Below are 24,643 nucleotides of genomic sequence, written 5' to 3'. Positions count from 1 at the left end.
GGACTCCAGCAATGAGGTTGGTTTTAGCGAAGGCGCCATGGTCGCCGGAATCGGCGCCGAGTTCCAGCCAATTGCTTTATTGTCATGCAGTTAGACGACGAAGTGAAAGTCAAAACGCCAGCAACCAATCGAATTGTTAGATCGGAATCAGGCATTTTTTACGCTTTTTATCGATCAAGCGCTGTTGGATCATGGGCGCCATCAACAGGAGACTCTCATGCTTGAACTTCGACCTTTCAATACCCTGGGTGGCGCCCACCATGGCTGGCTTGACGCCCATCACCACTTTTCGTTTGCCGAGTACCACGACCCCAAACGTATGCACTGGGGCAACCTGCGGGTGTGGAACGACGACATCATCGCACCGGGCACCGGTTTCCCACAGCACCCGCACCGCGACATGGAAATCATCACCTATGTGCGTGAAGGCGCGATCAGCCACGCCGACAACCTCGGCAACAAGGGCCGCACCGAGGCTGGCGATGTGCAGGTGATGAGTGCAGGCACCGGCATTGCCCACAGTGAATACAACCTGGAAGCGGCGCCGACCAAGATCTTCCAAGTCTGGATTATTCCGAATGAAGCCGGTCTGCCGCCTTCTTGGGGCGCCAAACCTTTTCCCAAGGGTGATCGCGAAGGTTTTGTGACGCTGGCCAGCGGTAAGGCTGGCGATAACGAAAGCCTGCGCATTCGCGCCGATGCACGCCTGGTGGCGGCCAACCTGAAAGCGGGGGAAAGTGCTGAATATCAACTGGACAGCGGGCGCCGTGCGTATCTGGTCCCGGCGACCGGAGTGATTGAAGTCAATGGCTTGCGGGCGCAAGCTCGAGACGGTGTCGCGGTTGAGGATGAGCAGGTGCTGCGGGTGACGGCGATTGAGGACAGCGAGATCGTGCTGGTCGATTTGGCCTGATCTAAGCCCCCCAACCCAAAACGACTGTGGGAGCTGGCTTGCCTGCGATTGCATCACTGCGGTGTGACGATACACCGAGGTATCCGCATCGCAGGCAAGCCAGCTCCCACCTTTACTGCAGCGTGTCAGTTATTGGGAAATGGCGCCGTCCACCAACACTTGGGCCTCTTCCACCAACTGCTTAAGGTGGTCTTCGCCAATAAAGCTCTCGGCGTAGATCTTGTAGATGTCCTCGGTGCCCGATGGCCGCGCGGCAAACCAGCCGTTCTCGGTCATCACTTTCAAGCCGCCGATGGCCTGGTTGTTACCCGGCGCGTGGCTGAGGATCTGCTGGATGCTTTCCCCGGCCAATTGCGTGGAAGTCACCTGCTCCGGCGACAATTTGCCCAGCAAGGCTTTCTGCGCCGGGGTGGCTTTGGCGTCAACGCGAATCGCAAACGGCTCGCCCAGGGCGTCAGTCAGGCCACGGTAGATCTGGCTTGGGTCTTGGCCTTTGCGCGAGGTCATTTCGGCCGCCAGCAAGGCCGGGATCAGGCCGTCCTTGTCGGTGCTCCACACGGTGCCGTCCTTGCGCAGGAAGGACGCGCCGGCGCTTTCTTCACCGCCAAAGCCCAGTGAGCCTTCGAACAAACCCTCGGCAAACCATTTGAAGCCCACCGGCACTTCGTACAGACGACGGCCGATACGCGCGGCGACGCGGTCGATCAAGCCACTGCTGACCACGGTCTTGCCCACGGCCGCATCGGCGCGCCACTGCGGACGGTTCTGGAACAGGTAGTCGATGGACACGGCCAGGTAATTGTTCGGCGCGAGCAGGCCGCCGGACGGCGTGACGATGCCGTGGCGGTCGTGGTCCGGGTCGCAGGCGAAGGCCACGTCGAAACGCTCCTTCAGGCCGATCAGGCCTTGCATCGCGTAGCTGGAGGACGGGTCCATGCGAATCTGGCCGTCCCAGTCGACGCTCATGAAGCGGAAGGTGGAATCGACTTCGGTGTTGACCACCTCCAGGTTCAAACGATAGTGCTCGGCAATCGCCGACCAGTAGCGCACCCCCGCTCCACCCAAAGGATCAACGCCCAGGCGCAGGTCAGCGCTGCGGATGGCGTCCATGTCGATCACATTGACCAGGTCGGCCACGTAGCTGTTGAGGTAATCGTGGCGGTGTGTGGTATCAACCTTGAGCGCCTGGGCGTGGGTGATGCGCTTGACCCCGGCCAGCTTATTGGCCAGCAGCTCATTGGCCTTGGCTTCGATCCACTTGGTGACGTGGGTATCGGCCGGACCGCCGTTGGGTGGGTTGTACTTGTAGCCGCCGCTTTGTGGCGGGTTGTGCGACGGCGTGATGACGATGCCGTCGGCCAAACCGCTGGTGCGGCCACGGTTGTAGCAAATGATCGCGTGGGAAATCGCCGGGGTCGGCGTGTATTCATCGCCTTCGGCCAGCATCACGTGAACGCCGTTGGCAGCCAGCACTTCCAGCGCACTGGCACCGGCCGGCGTCGACAGCGCATGGGTGTCCAGGCCGACAAACAAAGGCCCGTTGATGCCTTGGGCTTCACGGTACAGGCAAATAGCCTGGCTGATGGCAAGTACATGCCATTCGTTAAAGCTCAGCTCGAAGGAGCTGCCACGGTGCCCGGAAGTACCAAAGGCCACGCGCTGGGTGGAGATCGCTGCATCAGGCTGGCCGGTGTAATAGGCCGTGACCAGTCGCGGGATATCCACCAGCAACTGAGCTGGCGCCGGTTTGCCCGCAAAAGGACTGATTGTCATGCATAAACCTCGAAAAGAAGGATTTGGAGAAAAAATGACAGTTTACTGGGAGTTGGACTACTGCGCGACGGTATCGATCCTACGCCCGCAAGAGAAATTTAATGCATTCAACCCAGTTGCGCCTGCCGCAGTGCTTCGCCCAGTGCAGCCAGGGCAATCTCCAGGTTCGGCTGCCCGTGAAAGGTGTGGCTCACACGCACATGCTGGTGGTGCAGACCACTGAGGCTGAATAGCTCCCCAGGCGCCACCACCACCTGGCGGGCCAGCAGCTGCTGGAACACTTGGCACATGTCCACGGCATGGGCAGAGCCTAGCCAGAACGTGGCACCGCCGGCGGGCATCCGATAGGTCACTTGATCACCCAGATGGTGGTCCAGGCGCAGGCTCATTTCGCCCGCTTGCTCGCGCAATAACTGGCGCAACGTAGTCAAGTGCTGGTCGATTTGCCCACTCTGATAGAGCCGGGCAATGGCGCGTTGGCGAATCGCGGATAATCGAAACGAGCGCAACAGAAACTGGCGCTGCAATTCGCCGCTCATGTGCCGGGACAGCACATAGCCATACGGCGCCTCTGGCCCGAGTGTTTTCTCGAAGGATGAAAACACCACCAGTCGGTCTGGGTTGACCAGGTCGCGCAGCACAGCCTGCTGAGGCTGAAAACCCAGCTCACTGCAGGTGTCATTCTCCAGCAACCAACACCCGTACCGATCAAGCAACCGCGCCACTTCCAGACGTTCGCGTGGCCGCATGGCAATGCCCGATGGCAGGCTGACCGCCGATGAAAGCAACACCAGATTCACTGTTTCCTCGCGCAGTATCGCTTCGAGCGCAGTCAGCTCCAGGCTGCCATCGGGCGCCCATGGCAACTCGATAATGCGCACCCCGGCATCCTGCAGCACGCGCAGGATCAGCCAGTCACAGGGAGACTCGACAATCACCGTGGAGCCCCGTAGCCCCAGCACCTCGATGAGAATGTCGAGCACGCCTCGCAGGTCGGCGCCGATGTACACGTCGTCGGCGTGCCAACAGCGGCTCGGCGAAGAGGTGTACCGCGCCGCCAACGCCGCGCGCAGCTCCCAGACCCCGCAAGGCTGGGACCAGGACTGCAAGTGCCGTGGATGCTGGCGCACGAGCTCGCGCTCGAGTCGTAGCAACGTAGTGTCCAGCGACGCCAGCAGCGCGGGCTCATCGGCGCTGAGCACCATCATGCCAGGGCGTCGAGCAGCGACGTAGAGGCGCTCGAGTAAATCCCCACTGGGCAATGTCGAGGGGCTGCTGGCGAGGGGCCAGGCGTAATAGCCTGACTTGGCCACTGAATACACCCGGCCTTCTTTTTCCAACAGTGAGTACGCGTACTGAATGGTAGAGATCGATACATTCAGGCGCTGGGATAACTGGCGCAGAGAGGGCAGTTTCACCCGGGTATCGGTACTGACCTCGTTGATCAGGTTGATCATGTAGCGATAGACCGCCTGATAGGCAAAATCCGCCTGCCGCACACCGCGCAGCGTCATCGCCCGGACAGCTGGAAGGCCAGGTCGCCGTCGGCCATACACCGCTCATGACGACCGCTGTGCGCACGCCCGCCTGGCACCAGTGTTACCGGCCGTTTGCGGTACAGGTGCTGGAGCAAAGGCAGCGGCACCCCACTGGTGTCGGCAACCCAGTGTTGCAGCATCTCGGCAGCAGGTTTGCCCTGCAGCACTTTGTGCAGTTCAGGCAGTGCCACCAGCATGCCGGGGTGGCATTGGCGCAAATAACCTTCCAACCGTTCACCGTGATGGATGAACGGTGAGAACAGCAGGCAGATCAGTTGGTTTTCATCGAGGCCAAAGAACTGCTGGGCAAGGTTGCTCGACAAGGCGCGCCCTTCGCGGCTGACGGCTTGGGTTATCAGCTCGTCGGGGATCTGCCGACGACGCAGGTACTCCGACGCCTGCAGCAAGAAACCTTCCACGCCCTCCTCGTAATCCAACGCCCGCAGGCATTCGGCCTGCAAGCCTCGCAGGTGCGCCATCAACAGCGGATTGGCGAAGGTGGGGTGGCTGAAATGAAAACCCAGCGGGTCCGGCGTATAAGCCATGAACTCAGTGAGCACAGGCGCGCGTGCGCGGTCAGTGCCCTCGAACAGGTCGGCAACACCGATGTACGCCAAGTGGCGGTGCCCACCGGGGCTGACGTCCGCTTTGGGTACATAGTGCTCGCCAAACAGGTCACGGTAGAAGTCGTCGCTCCATTCGTCCATACGGCTGAACAACCCGGTGAGCGAGGTGGGCTTGCCCGTTGGAGGCGTGACTTCCTTGGCCTGAGCGGATTTTTTCAGCCAGGCGAGCAACTGGCCCTGCTTGCGTGCGGAATCGCCGCTGACCAACGCATGCACCCCGCCGCTCCAGGCAGTGACACGCTGATAGAAATCCCCCAACGCCAGGTAGGTGTCATTGCACAGCGTCGCGCGAACGTCACCGGAGGTCAGGTGCCCGATCATTACCCGTTGGCGCTGGCTGGATTCACGCCCCGGGGTCGACGCCGGGCGCTGGTAGTTGAACGGCAGCACCTGTTCATTTTCCACCATCAGTAGCTCAACCCGGTCGTCGTCATGGAAAAACAGTCGACTGTATCCGCGATGGATCGTATCAAGGGTTTCCTGAGTCATGCCCACGTGGCGCAGCGTAGCGACCCGCAACTGGAACGTCCTGGGCGCTCGCCCGGCGATGCTCAATTGCGCGGCACGCAACAGTGCCAGCGTGTAACTGCTGACTTCACCGCCGCCGTGGGCCACCAGCACCTTGTAATCGCCTATCTGCTCCATGCCACCCGCCGCCACGACAATACGCTGGATCAACAATTGAAGTGCGGTGCGTTCGGCACGCGTGAAGTACCCAATCAACCGCTGCTGAACTTGTTGATAAACATAATTCATGGCCTGTTCGTGAATAGCGCTCATAGTTCTACTACCTGAGTTGAAATATCAGTTTCAAACAACTACCGAGCGTAGTTGCTCGATCCAGTGCATCTGTAAAAGTGTCGCCCGCCTACCGTGCTCGCAAAACACAAACACTAGCACCCGGTAACAAATCGACATGGGCTGCGTACTTGGTCATCCATGGGGTATTCCTGCGGCCTGACGCCTTTGCGCCAGTGGTCCGGTGCCGATAGCGACACCCTTAGGAAGCTTCCGACAGCCTCCTACACCCCATTAACCTGAAATTAAAAGATTTGCCTGACAAATATAATCCGTCAAACGTTGAGCCTCGCTTGCGCGTTGTTTGAAAGCCGTCTTCAAAGTATCCGCGCCCTCGGGCAGGGGCAGAGGCTGCACTCTTAGTTGCAGAAAGTGCCTGCAGGAATTTCTGTACATCAATCATTACTCAATCCTTGAGTTGAAAGTGAAGACGCAATTATCAGGGCTGGAATTATGATTAACAGATACAGAACTTAGGCAAAAACCAGTTCAGATGATCATCCGGCGAAAGGCGGATAACGCAGACACAACGACGCCGCACTGAATTTCAGGGCGGCGCCAGGGAGAAAGGTATCGTTTACAGGACCGAGCGGTTATTTACCGCGTCGGGCAACCCGCAGGTTAAGCCCTGTCAAATGGCGCATTTGCCCCATACGCCCAGGGCTTGGAATACTCCTTTGCGAATATTCCTACACATCAAACAGCTTCAACCTGCAGTGCTACGCGCTCACGGCACGGGCATTCGTCCATATAACGGTGCGCTTCCACGAACTGGTTGAATGGAAACACCGTGGTTTTCAGCGGCACCAGCACGCGATCGGCCGTCAGTTGGTTGATATCACGCAAGGCACGCTGCAACGCAACCTGATCCTGAATGATGCCCAGCTCCGGCTTACCGGTGAAGTTGCCGATGCAGTGCACAAAGAACTGAATGTTCTTCTGGAACGCTGCACAGGCCGGGAATGGCGTCTGGTTGCCCCCTTGCAGGCCGTAGAGCACCAGGCTGCCACGCGGCGCCAGCACATCACCGAGCAATGACATCTGCGGGCCACCCAAGCCATCGAACACCACGTCAACGCCGCGGTTATCGGTGAACTTGTTGATCTGCATGAGCAAATCCTGTTCTTCGGTGACAATCACCTTTTCTGCCCCGAGGGACAGCAGGTACTCACGCTCCGAACTGTCCTTGGTCGCGGCAATCACCCGCACACCCAGGGCCTTGCCCAGCTGTACAAACGAGGGGCCGGCACAATGGCTGGCGTCGGTAACCAAGGCAAATTGACCGGGTTTGACCCGCGCCAGGTCCACATACGCAAAGTAGGCAATCAGCAACGGCGTGTAGTGCACGCTGGCTTCAATCGGGCTCAAGACATCCGGGTAACGGGTCAAGGCCGAACGGGGCAAGACGATCTGTTCGCCATACACCGGGTAATCATTGGGGCTCTCGGCCGGAAAACTGGCCACTTTATCGCCCACTGCCAAGTCATCCACGCCGTCGCCGAGGGCTACAACCACCCCGGCCATCTCATGGCCAAGGCCGGACGGCAGACGTGCATGGGAAGACGCCAGGTTCTGGCGCCACAAAATGTCATACCAACTGATGCCAATCGCGTCGACACGCACCTGCACTTCGCCCGGTGCGGGCTGCGCGGCTACATGCTCTTCGCACTTGAGCACCTCGGCCGGACCAAACTTGTGAAAACGAATCGTGCGGGACATCGCAAACCTCGTCAAAGTAACCTCTAATGCCATGAACTCTATCTGGGCTTTCCGGGTAAGACCACCGGTCGCCGTTAATAGTCGACATGCCTGTCATTGATTCCGCAACTGAGGAATTGACCTCAGCGCGTGTAGAAAAACTCAATTGGGCTGTAGGAAAACTCAATTAGCCGGTGCAGAGTACCAGCCTTTGCCCGTAAGATTCATGCCGGTCATGCTTCTAAATGAACCCAAGGGTTCTTGTATGGCCGCTCTCGTCAAGCATGCTGACTCTTCCAGGACACAAGATGAACCGTAACGACCTGCGTCGTGTCGACCTGAACCTCTTGATCGTATTCGAAACCCTGATGCATGAGCGCAGCGTGACCCGCGCCGCCGAGAAGCTGTTTCTCGGCCAGCCGGCCATCAGCGCGGCCTTGTCGCGCCTGCGTGGTCTGTTCGATGACCCGCTGTTTGTGCGCACCGGGCGCAGCATGGAGCCTTCGGCACGCGCCGTGGAAATCTTCGCCCTGCTCTCCCCGGCCCTGGACTCGATTTCCACCGCCGTCAGCCGCGCCGCCGAATTCGACCCGGCCACCAGCACAGCCGTGTTCCGTATCGGCCTGTCCGACGACGTCGAATTCGCCCTGCTGCCGCAACTGCTCAAACGCCTGCGTGCCGAAGCCCCAGGCATCGTGCTGGTGGTGCGCCGCGTCAATTACATCCTGATGCCGGGCCTGTTGGCCTCCGGTGAAATCTCCATCGGCGTCAGCTACACCGCCGACCTGCCCGCCAACGCCAAACGCAAGGTACTGCGCCGCAGCCTGCCGAAACTGCTGCGCGCCGACAGCGTGCCCGGCTCGCTGAGCCTGGATGACTTCTGCGCCCGCCCCCACGCGCTGGTGTCGTTCGCCGGCGACCTGAGCGGGTTTATTGATGAAGAGCTGGAAAAACTCGACCGCAAACGCCACGTGGTCTTGGCCGTGCCGCAATTCAACGGGCTGGGGACTTTGCTGGCGGGCACTGACATCCTGGCGACCGTGCCGGATTATGCGGCTGAGGCGCTGACGTCTGCAGGTGGCTTGCGCGCTGAAGACCCGCCGTTGCCGGTGCGCTCGTTTGAATTGCACATGGCGTGGCGTGGGTCGCAGGATAATGATCCGGGGGAGCGTTGGTTGCGGTCGCGGATTCAGATGTTTTTTGGGGATCCCGACAGTCTTTAGTCGTCATTGCCATCGCTCCAGCGCGGGAACGATGGCAATGACGCTCTGCGTCAAAAGAAGCCGACGCAGAGCGCCCGGTGCAACACTCCCACCCGAAGCACCGCGCCTCAACAGATAAACAGGCTCAAGGGAATTGCACCTTACAACCTGACAGGGCAATCGAGCGCCCATCGGACACAACAAACTGATCACCGTCAATTCGGGCAAGGAGCAATCCACGGGCCTTTGCTCCAGCCTCAACGGCCTCCCGCCAGCCCTCTATATCACCATGGTAAGAGAGAGCATGGAACTGAAGACCATCCGGCAGATGAATCTTGCAACTGTCAGAAACAACCCCACCGCTGGTGGCCCTTATCACACCTGCCGAGTCCAGGAGAGCGTTGAACTGCTTCTTTGCCTTACTCTTGCCATCATCCTCGTAGTAAACAAACTCCACGCCCTCAACAGGACTTAAGCCGGGTACGGCACGCTGCCCTCGCTGCTCAATGGCGCCGCCTAGAATTTTCTCCAACGCCTCCCGATCACTGCTCATTACATACCTCACTTAGCTGCCGGGGTAATTACAAACTTGATGTTTTTTATTCCCGCATCGGTAAATATTTTTGAGTAATAACTGGCCAACTCTGGGCTGTTCGTAGGTCACAACCTGCGAGCCTATCAATCAACCAACGCCGCCCGACGCACCACTGCCCATGGCGCCATCAAGCGCTGCGGGGTCTGGCAGGCTTTACGCTTGAGCACGAAGTGGCGGCACTTCTCGGCGAATTGCTGGCGGTTGTGCACCATGTCCAACTGCATCTGTTCCAGCTCGGCTTCACGGCAGCGTTCAACCTGTGCAACCTCCATCGCGGCTTTACGTGCGCGGGCCATGGCGTATTGCTCATCGGTCAACGCGCTACCGGCCTGCTGCAAAAGCCAGCGGCTGAATGCGTGCGGGCAACGTGGGCCGATGCCCTGGATCATTCCGTATTGCTTTGCGTGCAACGCACTGATCGGCAGGCAGGCTTCGGTGAGCTGGTGGGCGACCTCACTGCCCACGGCGCGTGGCAGGCTGTAGGTCCAGTATTCGGAGCCGTATAAGCCCATGGTTTTGTAGTGTGGGTTGAGGACGACACCCTCGCGGGCCAATACGATGTCGGCGGCCAGCGCCAGCATTACGCCGCCGGCGCCGGCGCTGCCGGTCAGGCCGCTGATCACCAGTTGCCGGGCCGTGAGCAGTTCGTGGCAAACATCGTCGATCGCTTGAATGTTGGCCCAGGCTTCCAGGCCCGGCACGTCGGCAGCCTGGATGACGTTGAGGTGCACGCCATTGGAGAAACTGCCGCGCCCGCCCTTGATCAACAGCACTTTGGTGTCTCGCGCCTTGGCCCAGCGCAGCGCCGCTACCAGTCGCCGGCATTGCTCGGTGCTCATGGCGCCGTTGTAGAACTCAAACGTCAGCTCGCCGACATGGCCGGACTCTCGATAGCGAATCGGTTGATAGGCCTGCTCATTGAACATTGGGTTGGCGATGGAGCCATCCAGAACCGGAATATCGGCCAGCGCCTCAGCCAATAAGTGGCGGGCCGGCAGCTTGAAGGTTTCCTCCCCTGGCTGGGCTTTGCGTTTAAGCGAGCCGATCCACAGGCTCTGGTCACCGGCCGCCACCAGCACCGCGTCGTCCTGTACCGCTAGGATCTGACCCGGCGTGCCTTGGCGTGAATCCAGGTGCGCGTCGAAGAGGTAATACTGCCCGCCCTGAAGGCTTGCCAGCACACCAGGCTGGCCATCGGCGGCGTCGATGCTAAGTTTGATGAAGCGTGCGCAATCGAACCAACTGAAGGTGCGATCAGCCTGTGTCATGTTCGGCTGCAAACGCCCGATGACGTTGGCTTGGGTGTAATCGAGCGGCACCGGGACGAACCCCTTGGCGAATTTTGCCACCACGTCGCGGATGCAAGAGAGGGCGGCGTCACTCACCGCGCCGTTGTACAGCTCGGATTTGCGCACATCGGCGGGCATGTCGAATTCACAGGTCGACCAGACCGGCCCGGCGTCCATTTCCTCCACCGCCTGCAAGGCCGTCACGCCCCAGCGGCTGACCTGCTGGCTGATGGCCCAGTCCAGCGCACTGGCGCCACGGTCGCCGACGATACCCGGATGGATAATCACCACCGGGCGATCCAGATTGCTCCAAAGCTGCTGCGGCACTCGATCTTTCAGAAAGGGGCAGATCACCAGGTCGGCACCTGATTCCTCGATCTGCTGGCACACCGAGGCCGCATCGGTGAACAGTACAACGCTGGGCACATGACCCGACTGGCGCAAATCCAGCCAGGCCCGCTGGGTCAAGCCGTTGAACGCCGACGCTAATAACATGATCTTCAATGACCGCATGGCTGACTCATCCTTGAGAATGCGCGGCCAGAGACACTCACTGAGCCCTCCCTGGCCTTTGATGGAAGCACAAGGTTAGAGGGCGTGCGAGGCAGGCCACCTGATCGAGATCAATCTTGTGTCAGCGAGTCATTCATGAGCGATCAGTGGCGCAGGCGGTTCAGCCTGTGTCAGACCGGTGTGCCAGGCTCAATGTCGTACGCCTTCTGAACCAGCTCAGCGCGCTTGCCCAGGCCCTCGCTGCTCTTACGCGTCCAGGCGGCGTCCATCTGCTTGCGCTGCGGGTCAATAATTTCCTTGGGCTCGACATTCCGATAGCTGTCGATAGTGCCGGTAATCACGCCGATGGTCGTTTCAAAGACCGGCTCCGGGTCGTACTGCTCATGCGCAAAGGCCAGCTTGCTGTAGTCGAAAAGACGCGTGGCCGGGTCGTCTTGCCAGGTCTTCCAGGACTCGAACATCCGGTCGTTGAACCCGGTCAGAAACGGCCCTGGGTTGACCGTTGCCACTTCAATGCCGAACTCCTTGAGTTCGAGGCTCATTGACTCTGCAATGGCTTCCACCGCGTGCTTGGAGGACGAATAGGCACCGGCAAAAGGGTCGGCCGTGAGGCCTGCAACCGACGACATGAAGACGATCTTGCCCTTTTTCCTGTTGGCCATTTTCTTGGCGATGAGCTGAGTCAGCATCAATGGGCCGATCACATTCACCTCATACTGACGGCGCAGGTTTTCGGCAGGAATATCGACGGTCGCCCCGCCTTCCGAAATGCCGGCGTTATTGAGCAGTACGTCGACATCCCATTGCGCCGCCTTCAGCCGGTCGCCTTCGTGCGTCACGTCAAGCTTCTCGATACGAAGGCTGACGCCACGGCGCTTGGCTTCCTGTTCAAGGGCATGCACCTGCGCGACGATTTCGACGCCGGCGATAACGTCCTGGCCTTGCTTGGCCAGCCTGAGGGCAACTTCAAAGCCGAATCCCGTACCTGCGCCAGTAATTAGAACAGCCATGATTTTCTCCTGGTGTGTGGTAACAAAGAGGGGGTTGGACGAGGTGCTTTTCGTCCGCACATGAGGTATCTGGCTAGGGCTAAGCATGCGCGTTCAACTAATAGGCACATGGGCTGACGAGTGGTTACGCAGGCTATCCTGAAAAAAATCTGAATCATTGGGCCACATCCGCCTCTGTCTTTTATGCACTTAGAGAGTGAAGGAGTTAGCTTGAACGATCTGGATTGGGTGCAGTGGCCCGCCATGCTGGTGACGGTGATGGCGGCGTGGCTGATCGGTTCTCAGCGCCCGGCGCGAAGGATGACCGGGTTTTTCTGCTTTATCGTCAGCAATATCTTGTGGGTTATCTGGGGCGTGTACGCCGGGGCCTATGCATTGATCGTGCTGCAGGTGTGCCTCTGCTTGATGAACCTGCGCGGGTGCAAAAAGAACTTTCGCACTCACTAGGCGCGCGCTTCAAGAGCTCCCGTTGGCGCGCAGGTTCTTTGTGAACCCACGCGCGTTCATGCCCAGCAACACGCATTCGAGGGTGATCAGTGCGTACGCATTCGCGTACAGCCCCCACGCGACCCACAAGACATTGCTGATGATGAAACCCCAAAAGGCGAGCATGCGCCGCCGGGGTCGCTGAGAGCCGATAAACCACGCCGAGACCACGGTCACGACCATCGCCGGCCACTGCACCCAGTCAATAAGGCCCACGCCTCACCCGGCCCCAAGCGTAACGTTGGCGCTGGCGCAAGGCTCGCCGCCAACATGCCCCGTGCCCGTCACAAGGGAAGCCAGGTACTCGCCAAACCCACCGCGACACTTGTAGTCCCGACGCGCACTGGTGACCACAGGATTGGTCGCCGTCCAGACAATCCGCGCGCCAATTCTTTCCAGGTCGGCCACCAACCGCACGTCCTCGTGCGCCGCCAAATGCTGGAACCCGCCCGCGTTCCGATAGGCATCGGCGCTCAGGCCCAGGTTGGCCCCGTGGATATGGCGGTGGTTCTCGGTGAACTGGTACAACTCAAGGTAGCGTGAACGAACCGATTCACCGTACTCGCTCCAGCTGTCGACCTCGACGGTCCCACACACTGCATCGGCGCCAAACTCAATCTGACGCACTAGCCAATCTTCAGGCACGACTGTGTCAGCGTCGGTGAATGCAAGCCATTGGGCGCCCGCTTCGAGCAGTTGCTCTGCGCCTGATGCCCTGGCCTTGCCCACGTTTCGAACGCTCACGTGGAGCGTGGCAATGCCCATGGCCGACACCCGTGCGGCCGTGTCGTCGGAACACGCGTCCAACACCACCAACAGCGTAACCGGTTGATGTTCAAGGGCCGGATGCTCAATGGCGCGTTGAACGGACGCGAGGCAGGCACTGATGTGCCTCTCTTCGTTATGGGCAGGTATCACTATCCCTATCATTGACGTTCCCTCCACCAGGCAAAGTGTCTACAGCTATCGACAGGGCCCTGATGCAGAAGGTTTAAAGAATCTGCAGGCGCAGCCAAACAACGGCTTCAGACAAGGTCACGGTGATTAAACGGAACGTCGGTCGCGCCACAGGCTCACATACTTCAGGTGTTTGATGCACCTGAGCTCAGGGACTTCTCGCCATGAAAAACGCCCACGCGATGCCAACGCCTGTGGAAGCACTGAGCCTCACCGTGCCCGCGCTGCGTTCGCCCAAAAAGCCACGCGACTGAACACCCCATCCACTCAAACAGGTCAACCATCATGCCTTACGATTATCACGGTATCGCCAGTGTCATCACTGCCTCGCGTCACATGGGAACACACTCGGATGAACACCTTAATGAGTCAGTAAGTATTCAATTGACCTGCAGCGACAAGCCAACGATTGCGCGCTTGAGTTTCGCCACGCCACTCCAATGGCCCGGCCACCCCAACTGTGTCGTGATCAACCTGCCGGACGGTTCATCGGTAGGCGGTGTGATTGTCGAAATCGAAAAGTCGGCCGATGACCCTGGCTGGGTAACGTTTACAGTGGATGACTAAGGCGTTTTAAACGGCCTCAATTCGCACAGCCGTATCAGCCATTAACACCGCAAGAACCGGAGTGTTTGCCACGTAGCGACGCCGTACATTGGCCTGCCTGAGCGCTGGCGCTGTCTATTGCTGACGCCAGCGCCTGATTGCCCGAGGCCGCCATGAACCGTATCGCTTGTGCCACTCAACGTTTGGAATGGCAAAATCTGCGCCTGCAACTCGACCAGGAAGGCTTTGCAGTACTGCCCGGTTTTCTTGGCCATTGCGCGCGCTCTGAGGCTGACTGGCGTGAGAAATCCTCAGGCTTATTGAGTAGTCTCGAACACGGTTTTTATCCTGCGCTCGCGCAGGTTGCAAACCAGTGGAACGAACTGGGGTTTACGCTCAGTTTTCACCTGGCTCCGGGGCCAGGGCATGACGGATAAGCCCGTCTGGCTGCTGATGGGCAGCGATGGCAAACCCTACTTCAGCCTGCAGGCCGGAAGGCTGGGCGGCCACCGTCGCGGCAAACACTACGGCACGCTGGATTGTCGCGCTGCGCTGCAGGCTATCGCGCGCGGAGGGTATGTGAAAAACCGCGTGTTTTTTCTCAATCGAGCCTGCGCCATCGCGGCAGGCTATCGCCCGTGTGCCGTCTGTATGCCCGCCGACTATCGTCAATGGAAAAACGCCCTATGAACATTCAAACCGACGTGGAGAACATCAACTGGCCAGCGGTCGACGCGGCGTTGATGAGCCAAGGTTTTGCCTTACTCCCGCCGTTGCTGACTCGGCAAACCTGCCAACAATTGGCTGCGCTCTACACGGATGAAAAACGCTTTCGCAGTCGTATTGTCATGGAGCGCTACGCGTTTGGCCGGGGGGAATACCAGTACTTCAGCTATCCCCTGCCGCCAATCGTTGAAGACCTTCGAACGCGCCTGTACCAACAGCTTGCACCGGTCGCCAACCGCTGGCACGCGGCATTGAAGATCAGTGAGCGATTCCCGCACACCCACAGCGAGTTCAAACAGCGCTGTCATCAAGCAGGCCAATGCAGACCCACACCTTTGATGCTGCGCTATCGGGAAAATGACTACACCTGCCTGCATCAAGACCTGTACGGCGCGCAGGTGTTTCCTTTCCAGGTGGTGTTCCTTCTAGACCAGCCAGGGCTGGACTTCGAAGGCGGCGAGTTCGTCCTCACCCACACCGGCGCCAACAGGCCCGGCCGGGCAGAGGTCATCACCCTGGAACAGGGCCAGGCACTCATTTTTGCGGTCAACAGCCGCCCGGTGCGCTCCGCGCGAGGGTTCTGCCGAGTCAGTGTGCGCCACGGGGTGAGCCGCCTTCATCGGGGTGAGCGCAGGACACTCGGCATCATCTTCCACGACGCCCAATGAACCCGCTACGCTGCGCCCCTTCCCCGATCCCCGGTGAAGCCCTTCTCCCGCACGGCGTTACTCGCTCGCTTGGGAAATTCATCCACCAAACACGACCCATCAGCCGTGATTGGCCTACGATTAAAGGCCTGACGCGCAGAGGTGATGCAATGAGCTTAAAAAACAAGATTACCCAGCAACTGTGCGAGCTACAGCGTCGCCCTGATTGAAGGCAGCAACGAATAAACCCTATTGATCGGAGAGCTACCATGCACCCGCAAAAAACCGCGATAGTTTTGATTGAATACCAGAACGACTTCACCACCCCCGGCGGCGTGTTCCATGACGCGGTGAAAGACGTCATGCAAAAGACCAACATGCTGGCAAACACCGCCACCACGATTGAACAGGCACGCAAGCTGGGCGTGAAGATCATTCACTTACCCATCCACTTTGCCGACGGCTACCCTGAGCTGACCACGCGCTCCTACGGCATCCTCAAAGGCGTGGCCGATGGCAACGCGTTTCGCGCCGGCAGTTGGGGCGCCGAGATCACCGACGCGCTGAAACGCGAACCCACCGATATTGTGATCGAGGGCAAACGCGGGCTGGATGCTTTCGCCACGACGGGGCTGGACCTGGTGCTGCGTAACAACGGCATCCAGAACCTGGTCGTCGCCGGCTTCCTGACTAACTGCTGCGTCGAAGGCACCGTTCGTTCAGGCTATGAAAAAGGTTATGACGTGGTGACCTTGACCGATTGCACCGCCACGTTCAGTGAAGAGCAACAGCACGCAGCCGAGCAGTTTACCTTGCCGATGTTTTCGCAAACCCTGGCACACACAGCGTTTCTGCAAGCGCTGAGCGCCAAATAAAAAAGGGGCGACTCAGACTGAGTCGCCCACCGCGCAGCCATGCAGATGCGCAGGGTTGCAGGCGGTTTGCGCCTGGGCGCTTATGCCAGAAAAACGCTTACAAAGCAGCGCTAGCGGTGCCTGACCACGCTGTCCTCCAGCGCCACGCGCCCCACCTCCACGCCATTCGACGCCGATTGCGGGTCAGCATGCCCGAAGGAAATCCCGAACATCAGCTTCAGCTGCGCACTCACGCCCAGCACTTCTCGTACCGTATCGGCATACATCCCCAACAATGTCTGAGGAATCCCGCCCAGACCGCGCGCCTGCAACGAGAGCAGGAAGGTCTGCGCATACATGCCGATATCCCCCGCCGAACGCACGTAATCGCTGATCTGCGGCATGAACAAAAAGGCCACATGCGGCGCGTCGAAAAACTTCAGGTTGTGCCGCAGGCAGGCTGCGCGGGCTGCGTGGTCATCGCGGCCAATATCAATCGCCTCATAGCGCGCGCGGCCGCTGGCCTGGGCACGTTCGGCAAACACACCGGTGTAGGCCGCCATGTCGAACTCAAAATCCGCGGTGAAATGCTGACGGTCGTCGGCAGCCAGCAACGCAGCTGACAGCCGGTCGCGGGTCTCGCCGCTGACCAGGTGCACCTGCCAGGGTTGGGTGTTGCAGTTCGACGGGCTGTGCTGGGCATCGAGCAGCACGCCGTTGATTTGGTGTTCCGGCAACGGCGTCGGCAAAAACTGGCGCGTGACACGGCGGCTACGGGCGATGTCTTGGAAGATGTCTGGCGGGTTCATCGGAGTTCTCCTGGAAAAGGTGCTAGCTTATTCACCACCCTAATCAGGATAAATGCACTGATGATTGGCACATTAACAACTATAAGTGAGGGCTGATGGACAAGTTTCGCGCCATGCAGGTGTTTGTCACCGCCACCGATGCAGGCTCTTTTGCCGCCGCCGCCAACACACTGGACCTCTCGCCGCAGATGATCGCGCGCTACATCGAACACTTGGAGCAACACCTGCAGGTGCGCCTGCTCAACCGCACCACCCGGCGCCAGCAACTGACCGAGTTCGGCCGTGCCTACTACGCGCGATGTGTGCGTGTGCTGGCCGACGTCGAAGCGGCTGATGCATTAGCCCTGGAGACCCACGCCCAGCCCATGGGCGCACTGAAGATCAGCGCGCCGCAAAACTTCGGCGCGCAGAGCTTGATGCCGGTGATCAACCAATTTTTGGCGCAGCATCCGCGAGTAGAAATCGACCTGGACCTCACCGATCGCTACGTCGACCTGATTGCAGAGAGCGTTGAAGTGGCCTTTCGCATCGGCGAACCCGGCATCGCCGACAGCACCAGCCTGGTGGTGCGCCCGCTACGTCCTTACCAACTGCTGGTGTGCGCCGCCCCGGCGTACTTGCAGGCGCACGGCACGCCGCTGCAGCCCAGTGAACTGGCCAGCCACGCGTGCCTGGGCTATGTGTTCAGCGACCGGGTGATGGACAAACAATGGGTGTTCACCCGCCACGGCAAAGCCTATCCGGTGCAGGTCGGCAGTCGCTTGCGGGTCAACAGCGCCGACGCGCAGCTCAAGGCCGCCATCGCCGGTTTCGGCATCGTGATGGCGGCGCTCGACCTGCTCGCCCCCGCACTGGCCAGCGGCCAATTGGTGCGTGTCCTGCCCACTTACGAAGGCCCGTCAAAACCCATGAGCCTGATTTACCCGGCTGACCGCCAGCGCACCGCAAAACTGCGGCATTTTATCGATGCGTCGATCAGCGCCTTCGGCCCCTAAAGCATCGGCGAATGGCTGACCACCCGCAGCGCCAGGCCCTCGTAAGCATCCAGCGTGATGGTGAATTCACCTTCGGCAGTCAGATCGCCCTCAACCCGTTCATTGATGATGTCCACCACCGGGCCCGGCGCGATATTGGGCAAGTGCAGGGTCTCGGTGATCGCGGTGGCGCCGAAGTTGAGCGCGGTAATCTGCGTGCCCTTCCCGGCCGGTAATTCGTGAACCATGATCAGCAAGCCCGGATGCTCGACATCCGGCACCAGAATCTGCCGGCTGGCGGCGATGCCGTAGGCACCGCGCACCGCGAGGATTTTTTGCAGCTGCGAGGCGAACGACTGCGGGTCCTGTAACTGGCTGTTGAGGCTGCCATACAAGGTTTTCGAGCGCGGCATCTGCCCCGCCGACAGTTCGGCCTCGGGGTTCAGGTCCACCAGGTCGTAGGCGCCGCGATGCACCCAACGGGTATCGCCATCGGCCATCAAATGCGCGACTTCATCGGCCGCCAACGGCAGTGCACCGACCAGGTCCCAGCCCGACAAGGCAAACACCCCGGGCTGCATGGCGTTGTACATCACCAACAACAAATGGATCTGCCGGATCTGCTCGATATCGGCCGGCGTAATCGCATCCAGGTCACGAATACCCAAGGCTGCGGTGATGATGCTGGCGGTGGTACAAGACACGCCGTTGGTGACGAACTTGAGGTTATACGGCGCATGCTCGCCAGCCAGGCGCTCATACATCTGTTCGCGGATATGCTCGCGCAAAATGTTGCCGGGGAACGTCTGGCCCTGAAAGAGGTAGCTGTCGTGGGCGTGCAAGGTCCAGAAGTGCACCAGTTCCAGGGTCAGCTCATCGTGGTTCTGCAACGCATGGATCAACGAACCGGGGTCGATGCCCTGGCTGTGCATCTCGCGCAGCATCAGGCGCAGAAACTCGGTGTCGCCCATCAGCAACGCATGCTGGTACGCCGGGCGCGTGATGAAGTCATAGGAAAGGTCGGCGCCGCCATGGGACATGGCGGCGATGTCGTCGACGGTGAGGTTCAACTCCTGAAAGCTGAACCCACCGGCCTTGCGAATCGCGCCGCCCAGCAGCTGATTGCCGGTGATCGACAGCGGATGGCTTTCCGACCACGCACCGCCCTCCAGCTTGCGCTCCACACCCAGGAAGCCGTTGGCGTCCAGGCGCAGGATTTTGGCCCCCATCACGTCAATTGCATGCAAGGCGTCGCCAATGATCATCTGCTGCGCCGCGAACGAAGGGTCCAGCCAGTTCAGCGACGGTTGGCCTTCCTTGAAGTAATGCAGGTAGACCCAGCGCCGAGGCTTGCCGTCCACGCCGACCACCACTGGGGTTGCGCTCCAGTCGGTTTCCTTCACCCCAGGCTCGAAAAAGATCACCCGCTGCAGCTGGCCGACGATGTAATGCTTGTCACGCAGCGCATCCACCTGCAAGGGGCTGAGGTTCTGCGCGTCACGGCCTTCGGCGACGTCGGGCAACATCGGCCAGTCTTCTTCGCGGATTTCCACCATGTGATAGAGGCCGGGATAGTCCTCGTACGCCATTTCGGCCAGGCGAAAATCCGCGCCTTTGCCGGTGTGCGACGGGATCACGTCGTCGATGATCACCGCATTGTGCGCGGCGGCCATGCGCGTCAGGGCTTGCAACTGCGCCTCGGTGCCCAGCTGCGGGTCGATTTCAAAACTGATGCGGTCAAAATTGCCGTCGATGGTCGGCGTATGCCGCGTACCGGACAGCCCACCGGACTTCTTCAGCGGGCCGTTGTGAATGCCCTGGATGCCAATTTTCGACAGCGCGTGCCACAGGCTTTCATCCCCCAACGCCTCGAGTACCGTGCCGTTTTCACGGGTCACAATCGAGGCCGGGTACGCGGTAAACCACACCGACGACAAGGCGGTAGCATCACGCGGCCGGGTATGCGCGTACGGCTGCTGCCACAAGCGGCCCTGGCCCGAATAGAGCTTGGCGCGCTGGCGCGCCGCGTGCAGCATCGATTGCTCAACCAGCCAGTTCACATGATCGTTGTCCGCCGCCGTCATAAGCCCATTACCTGTATGCGTGAAAAGGTTACTCGTAAGCATAGGAGCGGCGACGGGGGCGATTCGTTGCATTGCAACGCCGGTAACTACTCCAACTGTCGATATTGCCTCGGCGTAAACCCGGTCAATGCCTTGAACTGGCGAGTAAACGCGCTGTGGTCGGTGTAGCCGCATTGCAGCGCGACGTCGGTGATCGGCAGATCGGTATGCAGCAACCGGTGCGCATGTTCCAGGCGTACTTTCTGGATCATCTGCCGCGGCGTCAGGTGGAACACGCGCTTGCAGTAGCGTTCCAGCTGCGCCACGGAAATCCCCGCGATGCGCGTCAGTTCACCGAGGCTGACGCGCCGGTTGAAATGCGTTCGAATGTATTCATCCACGGCGGCCAGGCGCTGGTACGCCGGGTGGGTTTCGCTGGCGGTTTGCAGGTCGACCGAAATACCCGCCAGGCCGATGATCTGGCCGTCATCACTGTACAGGGGCCATTTGTGCGTCAGGCACCAGCCGGGTTCGCGGGTGCCATAGAGGTGCAGTTCCAGCTGGTCCTCAAGCACAAAACCCTGCTCCAGCACACGCCGGTCCTGCTCGGTATAACCCGGCCCAAGTTGCGCCGGGAACACTTCGGCGCTGGTCTTGCCCAGCAGCGGTTGCAGCTGCTTGAGGCCGCAGCGTTGCACCAGCGTGCGGTTGGCGAGCACGTAGCGCGCCTCAATATCCTTGATAAAAATCGCGGCGTTGGGGATCACATCCAGCATCGGCAACAGCTGCGCCACGCCTGCCAACAGCTGCTGCATGTTGTGGGGGCGATTCGCCTGAAAAAGGCTCGCAAACGCGCTTGGCAACATGAACTGGTCTCCCCGTTTTTTGAGCAGATTGCCGCATGCCGATGTGACTGTCGAGCGCGGCAAACTGTGCCGAATTCGTCATCCACACACACGCAAAACATCAATCGCCACGCCCTTGATGCGTTCAGGATAGGGCCACTACCTGCCTATCCAATAACTCACAACAAGGCGCCGCCATGTCTGCTCAAGGCAAGTTCAAGAAACAACTTTCACTGATGGACCTCACCTTTATCGGGCTGGGCGCCATCTTTGGTTCGGGCTGGCTGTTTGCGGCCAGCCACGTCTCGGCCATCGCCGGGCCTGCGGGGATTATTTCCTGGCTGATCGGCGGTTTCGCCGTGCTGCTGTTGGGCATTGTGTACTGCGAACTGGGCGCCGCCCTGCCCCGCGCCGGTGGCGTGGTGCGTTACCCGGTGTATTCCCATGGCCCGTTGCTGGGCTACCTGATGGGGTTTATCACGCTGATTGCGTTTTCAAGCCTGGTGGCGATTGAAGTGGTCGCCTCGCGCCAATACGCCGCCGCCTGGTTTCCCGAGCTGACCAAGGCCGGTTCCAGCGACCCGACTACCCTCGGCTGGCTGATGCAATTCGCTTTGCTGTGCCTGTTCTTTATCCTCAACTACCGCAGCGTGAAAACCTTCGCCATCGCCAATAACCTGGTGAGCGTGTTCAAGTTCATCGTGCCGCTGCTGGTGATTGGCGTGCTGTTCACCTTCTTCAAGCCGGCGAATTTTCAGGTGCAGGGGTTTGCGCCGTTCGGGCTGTCGGGCATTGAGATGGCCGTGTCGGCCGGCGGGGTGATCTTTGCGTACTTGGGCCTCACGCCGATCATCTCGGTGGCCAGTGAAGTGAAGAACCCGCAACGTACTATTCCGATTGCGTTGATCCTCTCCGTACTGCTGTCGACGGCGATTTATGTGCTGTTGCAAACCGCGTTCCTTGGCGGCGTCCCGACCGAGATGCTTGCCAACGGTTGGGCCGGAATCAGCAAGGAACTGGCGCTGCCATATCGTGATATCGCCCTCGCGCTGGGCGTGGGCTGGTTGGCCTACCTGGTGGTGGCCGACGCGGTGATCTCGCCCAGCGGCTGCGGCAATATCTACATGAACGCCACCCCGCGCGTGGTGTATGGCTGGGCGCAGACCGGCACGTTCTTCAAGGTCTTCACGCGTATCGATGAAAAATCCGGTATTCCGCGCCCGGCACTGTGGCTGACCTTTGGGCTGTCGGTGTTCTGGACCCTGCCGTTTCCGTCCTGGGAAGCGCTGATCAATGTGGTGTCGGCGGCGTTGATCTTAAGCTACGCCGTTGCCCCGGTGACCGTCGCCGCGCTGCGCCGCAATGCACCGCAGATGGCGCGGCCGTTCCGGGTCAAGGGCATGGCGGTGCTCGGCCCGCTGTCATTCATCATTGCCGCGCTGATCGTGTACTGGTCAGGCTGGAGCACGGTGTCGTGGCTGCTCGGCCTGCAAATCCTGATGTTTGTGGTGTACCTGCTGTGCGCCCGCTGGGTGCCGACGGCGCACCTGAATATCAAGCAGCAAGTGCGTTCCTCGGCGTGGCTGATCGGCTTCTACGCGGTGACCATTCTGCTCTCCAAGCTCGGCAGCTTCGGTGGCATCGGCGTGCTCAGCCACCCGTTCGACACGCTGGTGGTCGCGGCCTGCGCCTTGGGCATCTATTACTGGGGGGCTGCCACCGGCGTGCCGGCGCACCTGGTGCGCCTGGAAAGTGAAGACGACGAAAGCGAAGCCGTCAGCACGCCTCGCCACGCTGCGCCCTTGGCCCCGGCCACTTACTGAATGGAGCGTTTTATGAAGCGCCTGAATGTCATCGACTCCCACACCGGCGGCGAACCGACACGGCTGGTAATGAGCGGTTTTCCTGCGCTCACCGGCACCAGCATTGCCGACCAACTCGACAACCTGCGCACCGAGCACGACCAATGGCGCCGCGCCTGCCTGCTGGAGCCGCGTGGCAATGACGTACTGGTCGGCGCGCTGTACTGCGAACCGGTCACGCCCGGCGCCACCTGCGGGGTGATCTTCTTCAACAACGCCGGCTACCTGGGCATGTGCGGCCACGGCACCATCGGGTTGGTCGCCTCGTTGCACCACCTGGGCCGTATCCAGCCCGGCGTGCACACCCTCGACACGCCGGTCGGCCCCGTCGCGGCCACCTTGCACGAAGACGGCAGCGTGACCCTGCGCAACGTGCCCGCCTACCGCCATCGTCATCAGGTGGCGGTGGACGTGCCTGGCACTGGCGTGGTTTACGGCGACATTGCCTGGGGCGGCAACTGGTTTTTCCTGGTGTCGCAGCATGGGCAAACGCTTGAAATGGACAATGTCGACGCCCTCACCGACTACACCTGGGCGATGCTCAAGGCCCTGGAAAATCAAGGTGTCCACGGTGCAGACGGTGCGCTGATCGACCATATCGAACTGTTCGCAGACGACCCAAACGCCAACAGCCGCAACTTCGTGATGTGCCCCGGCAAAGCCTACGACCGCTCGCCGTGCGGCACCGGCACCAGCGCCAAGCTCGCGTGCCTGGCCGCCGACGGCAAACTCGCGCCCGGCGCCACCTGGGTACAAGCCAGCATCACCGGCAGCCAATTCGAAGGCCGTTATGAATGGGACGGCGAACGCGTGCGCCCCTTCATCACCGGCCGCGCCTACATGACCGCCGACAGCACCTTGCTGATCGACGAGCAGGACCCTTTCGCCTGGGGCATCTGAGCCCAGGCCTTATTTAACTGAACGCTGGAGTTAGAACAATGAGCGACAACATCTTCACCGGCTGCATCCCCGCCTTGATGACCCCGTGCACGCGTGAGCGCAAGCCGGACTTCGATGCCCTGGTGGCCAAGGGCCGCGAACTGATCGATATCGGCATGAGCGCCGTGGTGTACTGCGGCTCCATGGGTGATTGGCCGTTGCTCACCGAAGCCGAGCGCCAGGAAGGCGTGGCACGCCTGGTGGGCGCCGGTGTGCCGACCATCGTCGGCACTGGCGCCGTGAACAGCCGTGAGGCGGTGGCTCACGCCGCGCATGCGGCCAACGTCGGCGCGCATGGCTTGATGGTGATCCCGCGCGTGCTGTCGCGTGGCGCTTCGGCCACCGCGCAAAAGGCGCACTTCTCGGCCATCCTCAAGGCCGCGCCAAACCTGCCCGCGGTGATCTACAACAGCCCGTATTACGGCTTTGCCACCCGCGCCGACCTGTTCTTTGAACTGCGCAGCGAACACCCGAACCTGATCGGCTTCAAGGAATTCGGCGGCGCTGCCGACCTGCGCTACGCGGCGGAAAATATCACCTCCCAGGACGATAACGTGACCCTGATGGTCGGCGTCGACACCCAGGTGGTGCACGGTTTCGTCAACTGCAACGCTACCGGCGCGATCACCGGCATCGGTAATGCCCTGCCACGCGAAGTGCTGCAACTGGTGGCCCTGAGCAAACAAGCCGCCAAAGGCGACGCCAAGGCGCGGCGCCTGGCCCGCGAGTTGGAAGCGGCGCTGGCCGTGCTGTCGTCTTTCGACGAAGGCTGCGACCTGGTGCTGTATTACAAACACCTGATGGTGCTCAACGGTGACAACGGCTACGCACTGCACTTCAACCAAACCGACGTGCTCAGCGATGCCCAGCGTCGTTACGCCGAGCACCAGTACGCGCTGTTCCGCCAGTGGTACGCGAACTGGTCGGCGGAACAGAACCTCGCCTGACCTTGCGCGCCGCTGTGGTGCTCACAGCGGCTA

General features: G+C 60.4%; 24 protein-coding genes. 12 read left to right on the top strand and 12 right to left on the bottom strand.

Annotated features, from left to right (window positions below; translation table 11 throughout):
- Positions 1 to 217: 217 nt before the first annotated feature.
- The gene (locus ACA065_RS14395) at positions 218 to 913 is read left to right on the top strand and encodes a pirin family protein (protein ID WP_497695089.1); all 696 of its coding nucleotides are present in this window, start codon (positions 218 to 220) and stop codon (positions 911 to 913) included.
- A 129-nt stretch (positions 914 to 1,042) separates the two neighbouring features.
- Here ACA065_RS14395 and pgm read toward each other — a convergent pair whose 3' ends face one another.
- The 4 genes from pgm to ACA065_RS14375 all read right to left on the bottom strand — a co-directional run bounded on the left by pgm (position 1,043) and on the right by ACA065_RS14375 (position 7,367).
- Entirely contained in the window at positions 1,043 to 2,686 is a 1,644-nt protein-coding gene (gene pgm, locus ACA065_RS14390; protein WP_497695088.1) for a phosphoglucomutase (alpha-D-glucose-1,6-bisphosphate-dependent), read from the bottom strand.
- A gap of 107 nt (positions 2,687 to 2,793) precedes the next feature.
- Positions 2,794 to 4,200 (bottom strand): aminotransferase-like domain-containing protein, encoded by a 1,407-nt coding sequence (locus ACA065_RS14385; RefSeq protein WP_497695087.1) that lies wholly within the window; start codon positions 4,198 to 4,200, stop codon positions 2,794 to 2,796.
- Entirely contained in the window at positions 4,197 to 5,630 is a 1,434-nt protein-coding gene (locus tag ACA065_RS14380) for a hypothetical protein (protein ID WP_497695086.1), read from the bottom strand. The genes ACA065_RS14385 and ACA065_RS14380 overlap by 4 nt, the downstream gene beginning before the upstream one ends.
- Positions 5,631 to 6,344: 714 nt before the next feature.
- Positions 6,345 to 7,367, bottom strand: coding sequence for a zinc-dependent alcohol dehydrogenase family protein (locus ACA065_RS14375; protein ID WP_497695085.1), 1,023 nt, complete (start codon positions 7,365 to 7,367; stop codon positions 6,345 to 6,347).
- Positions 7,368 to 7,654: 287 nt separating this feature from the next.
- Between ACA065_RS14375 and ACA065_RS14370 the strand changes: the two genes are divergently transcribed.
- Entirely contained in the window at positions 7,655 to 8,569 is a 915-nt protein-coding gene (locus tag ACA065_RS14370; RefSeq protein WP_028616088.1) for a LysR family transcriptional regulator, read from the top strand.
- A 124-nt stretch (positions 8,570 to 8,693) separates the two neighbouring features.
- On the opposite strand, the gene ACA065_RS14365 is transcribed toward ACA065_RS14370, so the two are convergent.
- The 3 genes from ACA065_RS14365 to ACA065_RS14355 form a co-directional block, all read right to left on the bottom strand.
- Positions 8,694 to 9,101, bottom strand: coding sequence for a hypothetical protein (locus ACA065_RS14365; protein WP_497695084.1), 408 nt, complete (start codon positions 9,099 to 9,101; stop codon positions 8,694 to 8,696).
- 125 nt (positions 9,102 to 9,226) lie between these two features.
- Positions 9,227 to 10,945: a hydrogenase maturation protein gene (locus ACA065_RS14360; RefSeq protein WP_497695083.1), complete on the bottom strand. Its 1,719-nt coding sequence runs from the start codon at positions 10,943 to 10,945 to the stop codon at positions 9,227 to 9,229.
- Positions 10,946 to 11,115: 170 nt separating this feature from the next.
- Positions 11,116 to 11,955 carry an SDR family oxidoreductase gene (locus ACA065_RS14355; protein WP_497695082.1) on the bottom strand — a complete coding sequence of 280 codons (840 nt, stop codon included), beginning with the start codon at positions 11,953 to 11,955 and terminating at the stop codon, positions 11,116 to 11,118.
- A 210-nt stretch (positions 11,956 to 12,165) separates the two neighbouring features.
- Between ACA065_RS14355 and ACA065_RS14350 the strand changes: the two genes are divergently transcribed.
- Positions 12,166 to 12,402: a hypothetical protein gene (locus tag ACA065_RS14350; protein ID WP_497695081.1), complete on the top strand. Its 237-nt coding sequence runs from the start codon at positions 12,166 to 12,168 to the stop codon at positions 12,400 to 12,402.
- A gap of 9 nt (positions 12,403 to 12,411) precedes the next feature.
- On the opposite strand, the gene ACA065_RS14345 is transcribed toward ACA065_RS14350, so the two are convergent.
- Together ACA065_RS14345 and ACA065_RS14340 are read right to left on the bottom strand one after the other, a co-directional pair.
- On the bottom strand, positions 12,412 to 12,657 hold the full coding sequence (locus tag ACA065_RS14345; protein ID WP_497695080.1) for a hypothetical protein: 246 nt from the start codon (positions 12,655 to 12,657) through the stop codon (positions 12,412 to 12,414).
- Between the two features lie 3 nt (positions 12,658 to 12,660).
- Positions 12,661 to 13,371 carry a glycosyltransferase family 2 protein gene (locus ACA065_RS14340; RefSeq protein ID WP_497695079.1) on the bottom strand — a complete coding sequence of 237 codons (711 nt, stop codon included), beginning with the start codon at positions 13,369 to 13,371 and terminating at the stop codon, positions 12,661 to 12,663.
- 312 nt (positions 13,372 to 13,683) lie between these two features.
- Here ACA065_RS14340 and ACA065_RS14335 point away from each other — a divergent pair, with 312 nt between their 5' ends.
- From ACA065_RS14335 to ACA065_RS14315, 5 genes are all read left to right on the top strand, one after another.
- The gene (locus ACA065_RS14335) at positions 13,684 to 13,965 is read left to right on the top strand and encodes a hypothetical protein (protein ID WP_497695078.1); all 282 of its coding nucleotides are present in this window, start codon (positions 13,684 to 13,686) and stop codon (positions 13,963 to 13,965) included.
- Positions 13,966 to 14,117: 152 nt separating this feature from the next.
- Positions 14,118 to 14,381, top strand: coding sequence for a hypothetical protein (locus ACA065_RS14330; protein WP_497695077.1), 264 nt, complete (start codon positions 14,118 to 14,120; stop codon positions 14,379 to 14,381).
- On the top strand, positions 14,371 to 14,634 hold the full coding sequence (locus tag ACA065_RS14325; protein ID WP_497695076.1) for an Ada metal-binding domain-containing protein: 264 nt from the start codon (positions 14,371 to 14,373) through the stop codon (positions 14,632 to 14,634). Before ACA065_RS14330 ends, ACA065_RS14325 begins: the two co-directional genes overlap by 11 nt.
- A complete protein-coding gene (locus ACA065_RS14320; RefSeq protein ID WP_497695075.1) occupies positions 14,631 to 15,338 on the top strand; it encodes a 2OG-Fe(II) oxygenase in 708 nt (235 codons plus the stop codon). The genes ACA065_RS14325 and ACA065_RS14320 overlap by 4 nt, the downstream gene beginning before the upstream one ends.
- A gap of 248 nt (positions 15,339 to 15,586) precedes the next feature.
- The gene (locus ACA065_RS14315) at positions 15,587 to 16,192 is read left to right on the top strand and encodes a cysteine hydrolase family protein (RefSeq protein ID WP_497695074.1); all 606 of its coding nucleotides are present in this window, start codon (positions 15,587 to 15,589) and stop codon (positions 16,190 to 16,192) included.
- Positions 16,193 to 16,302: 110 nt separating this feature from the next.
- Here the strand turns inward: ACA065_RS14315 and ACA065_RS14310 are convergent, their stop codons facing one another.
- Positions 16,303 to 16,980, bottom strand: a complete 678-nt coding sequence (locus tag ACA065_RS14310) for a nitroreductase (RefSeq protein WP_497695073.1) — start codon at positions 16,978 to 16,980, stop codon at positions 16,303 to 16,305.
- A 95-nt stretch (positions 16,981 to 17,075) separates the two neighbouring features.
- On the opposite strand from ACA065_RS14310, the gene ACA065_RS14305 reads away from it, so the two are divergent.
- A complete protein-coding gene (locus ACA065_RS14305) occupies positions 17,076 to 17,975 on the top strand; it encodes a LysR family transcriptional regulator (RefSeq protein ID WP_497695072.1) in 900 nt (299 codons plus the stop codon).
- On the opposite strand, the gene treS is transcribed toward ACA065_RS14305, so the two are convergent.
- Both treS and ACA065_RS14295 read right to left on the bottom strand, forming a co-directional pair.
- On the bottom strand, positions 17,972 to 20,038 hold the full coding sequence (treS, locus tag ACA065_RS14300; RefSeq protein ID WP_497695071.1) for a maltose alpha-D-glucosyltransferase: 2,067 nt from the start codon (positions 20,036 to 20,038) through the stop codon (positions 17,972 to 17,974). The two genes, ACA065_RS14305 and treS, sit on opposite strands and share 4 nt — an antisense overlap.
- A gap of 86 nt (positions 20,039 to 20,124) precedes the next feature.
- A complete protein-coding gene (locus ACA065_RS14295) occupies positions 20,125 to 20,883 on the bottom strand; it encodes a PAS domain-containing protein (RefSeq protein WP_497695070.1) in 759 nt (252 codons plus the stop codon).
- A 176-nt stretch (positions 20,884 to 21,059) separates the two neighbouring features.
- On the opposite strand from ACA065_RS14295, the gene ACA065_RS14290 reads away from it, so the two are divergent.
- Genes ACA065_RS14290 through ACA065_RS14280 form a run of 3 tightly spaced genes read left to right on the top strand, consistent with a single transcriptional unit; the run spans position 21,060 to position 24,610 of the window.
- The gene (locus ACA065_RS14290; protein WP_497695069.1) at positions 21,060 to 22,685 is read left to right on the top strand and encodes an APC family permease; all 1,626 of its coding nucleotides are present in this window, start codon (positions 21,060 to 21,062) and stop codon (positions 22,683 to 22,685) included.
- A 12-nt stretch (positions 22,686 to 22,697) separates the two neighbouring features.
- Positions 22,698 to 23,624, top strand: coding sequence for a 4-hydroxyproline epimerase (locus ACA065_RS14285; RefSeq protein WP_497695068.1), 927 nt, complete (start codon positions 22,698 to 22,700; stop codon positions 23,622 to 23,624).
- Between the two features lie 38 nt (positions 23,625 to 23,662).
- The gene (locus tag ACA065_RS14280) at positions 23,663 to 24,610 is read left to right on the top strand and encodes a dihydrodipicolinate synthase family protein (protein ID WP_497695067.1); all 948 of its coding nucleotides are present in this window, start codon (positions 23,663 to 23,665) and stop codon (positions 24,608 to 24,610) included.
- Positions 24,611 to 24,643 lie beyond the last annotated feature (33 nt).

The organism is Pseudomonas sp. LBUM1640, assembly GCF_059716225.1.
This window is presented reverse-complemented; position numbering and strand designations above follow the sequence as displayed.

Bases quoted from the DNA above. Each gene is read 5' to 3' on its own strand.
- ACA065_RS14290 (WP_497695069.1), top strand. From the start codon at position 21,060: ATGTCTGCTCAAGGCAAGTTCAAGAAACAACTTTCACTGATGGACCTC.
- treS (WP_497695071.1), bottom strand. From the start codon at position 20,038: ATGACGGCGGCGGACAACGATCATGTGAACTGGCTGGTTGAGCAATCG.
- pgm (WP_497695088.1), bottom strand. From the start codon at position 2,686: ATGACAATCAGTCCTTTTGCGGGCAAACCGGCGCCAGCTCAGTTGCTG.
- ACA065_RS14370 (WP_028616088.1), top strand. From the start codon at position 7,655: ATGAACCGTAACGACCTGCGTCGTGTCGACCTGAACCTCTTGATCGTA.
- ACA065_RS14340 (WP_497695079.1), bottom strand. From the start codon at position 13,371: ATGATAGGGATAGTGATACCTGCCCATAACGAAGAGAGGCACATCAGT.
- ACA065_RS14380 (WP_497695086.1), bottom strand. From the start codon at position 5,630: ATGAGCGCTATTCACGAACAGGCCATGAATTATGTTTATCAACAAGTT.
- ACA065_RS14395 (WP_497695089.1), top strand. From the start codon at position 218: ATGCTTGAACTTCGACCTTTCAATACCCTGGGTGGCGCCCACCATGGC.
- ACA065_RS14315 (WP_497695074.1), top strand. From the start codon at position 15,587: ATGCACCCGCAAAAAACCGCGATAGTTTTGATTGAATACCAGAACGAC.
- ACA065_RS14335 (WP_497695078.1), top strand. From the start codon at position 13,684: ATGCCTTACGATTATCACGGTATCGCCAGTGTCATCACTGCCTCGCGT.
- ACA065_RS14375 (WP_497695085.1), bottom strand. From the start codon at position 7,367: ATGTCCCGCACGATTCGTTTTCACAAGTTTGGTCCGGCCGAGGTGCTC.
- ACA065_RS14325 (WP_497695076.1), top strand. From the start codon at position 14,371: ATGACGGATAAGCCCGTCTGGCTGCTGATGGGCAGCGATGGCAAACCC.
- ACA065_RS14365 (WP_497695084.1), bottom strand. From the start codon at position 9,101: ATGAGCAGTGATCGGGAGGCGTTGGAGAAAATTCTAGGCGGCGCCATT.
- ACA065_RS14285 (WP_497695068.1), top strand. From the start codon at position 22,698: ATGAAGCGCCTGAATGTCATCGACTCCCACACCGGCGGCGAACCGACA.
- ACA065_RS14295 (WP_497695070.1), bottom strand. From the start codon at position 20,883: ATGTTGCCAAGCGCGTTTGCGAGCCTTTTTCAGGCGAATCGCCCCCAC.
- ACA065_RS14385 (WP_497695087.1), bottom strand. From the start codon at position 4,200: ATGACGCTGCGCGGTGTGCGGCAGGCGGATTTTGCCTATCAGGCGGTC.
- ACA065_RS14320 (WP_497695075.1), top strand. From the start codon at position 14,631: ATGAACATTCAAACCGACGTGGAGAACATCAACTGGCCAGCGGTCGAC.
- ACA065_RS14280 (WP_497695067.1), top strand. From the start codon at position 23,663: ATGAGCGACAACATCTTCACCGGCTGCATCCCCGCCTTGATGACCCCG.
- ACA065_RS14310 (WP_497695073.1), bottom strand. From the start codon at position 16,980: ATGAACCCGCCAGACATCTTCCAAGACATCGCCCGTAGCCGCCGTGTC.
- ACA065_RS14355 (WP_497695082.1), bottom strand. From the start codon at position 11,955: ATGGCTGTTCTAATTACTGGCGCAGGTACGGGATTCGGCTTTGAAGTT.
- ACA065_RS14330 (WP_497695077.1), top strand. From the start codon at position 14,118: ATGAACCGTATCGCTTGTGCCACTCAACGTTTGGAATGGCAAAATCTG.
- ACA065_RS14360 (WP_497695083.1), bottom strand. From the start codon at position 10,945: ATGCGGTCATTGAAGATCATGTTATTAGCGTCGGCGTTCAACGGCTTG.
- ACA065_RS14305 (WP_497695072.1), top strand. From the start codon at position 17,076: ATGGACAAGTTTCGCGCCATGCAGGTGTTTGTCACCGCCACCGATGCA.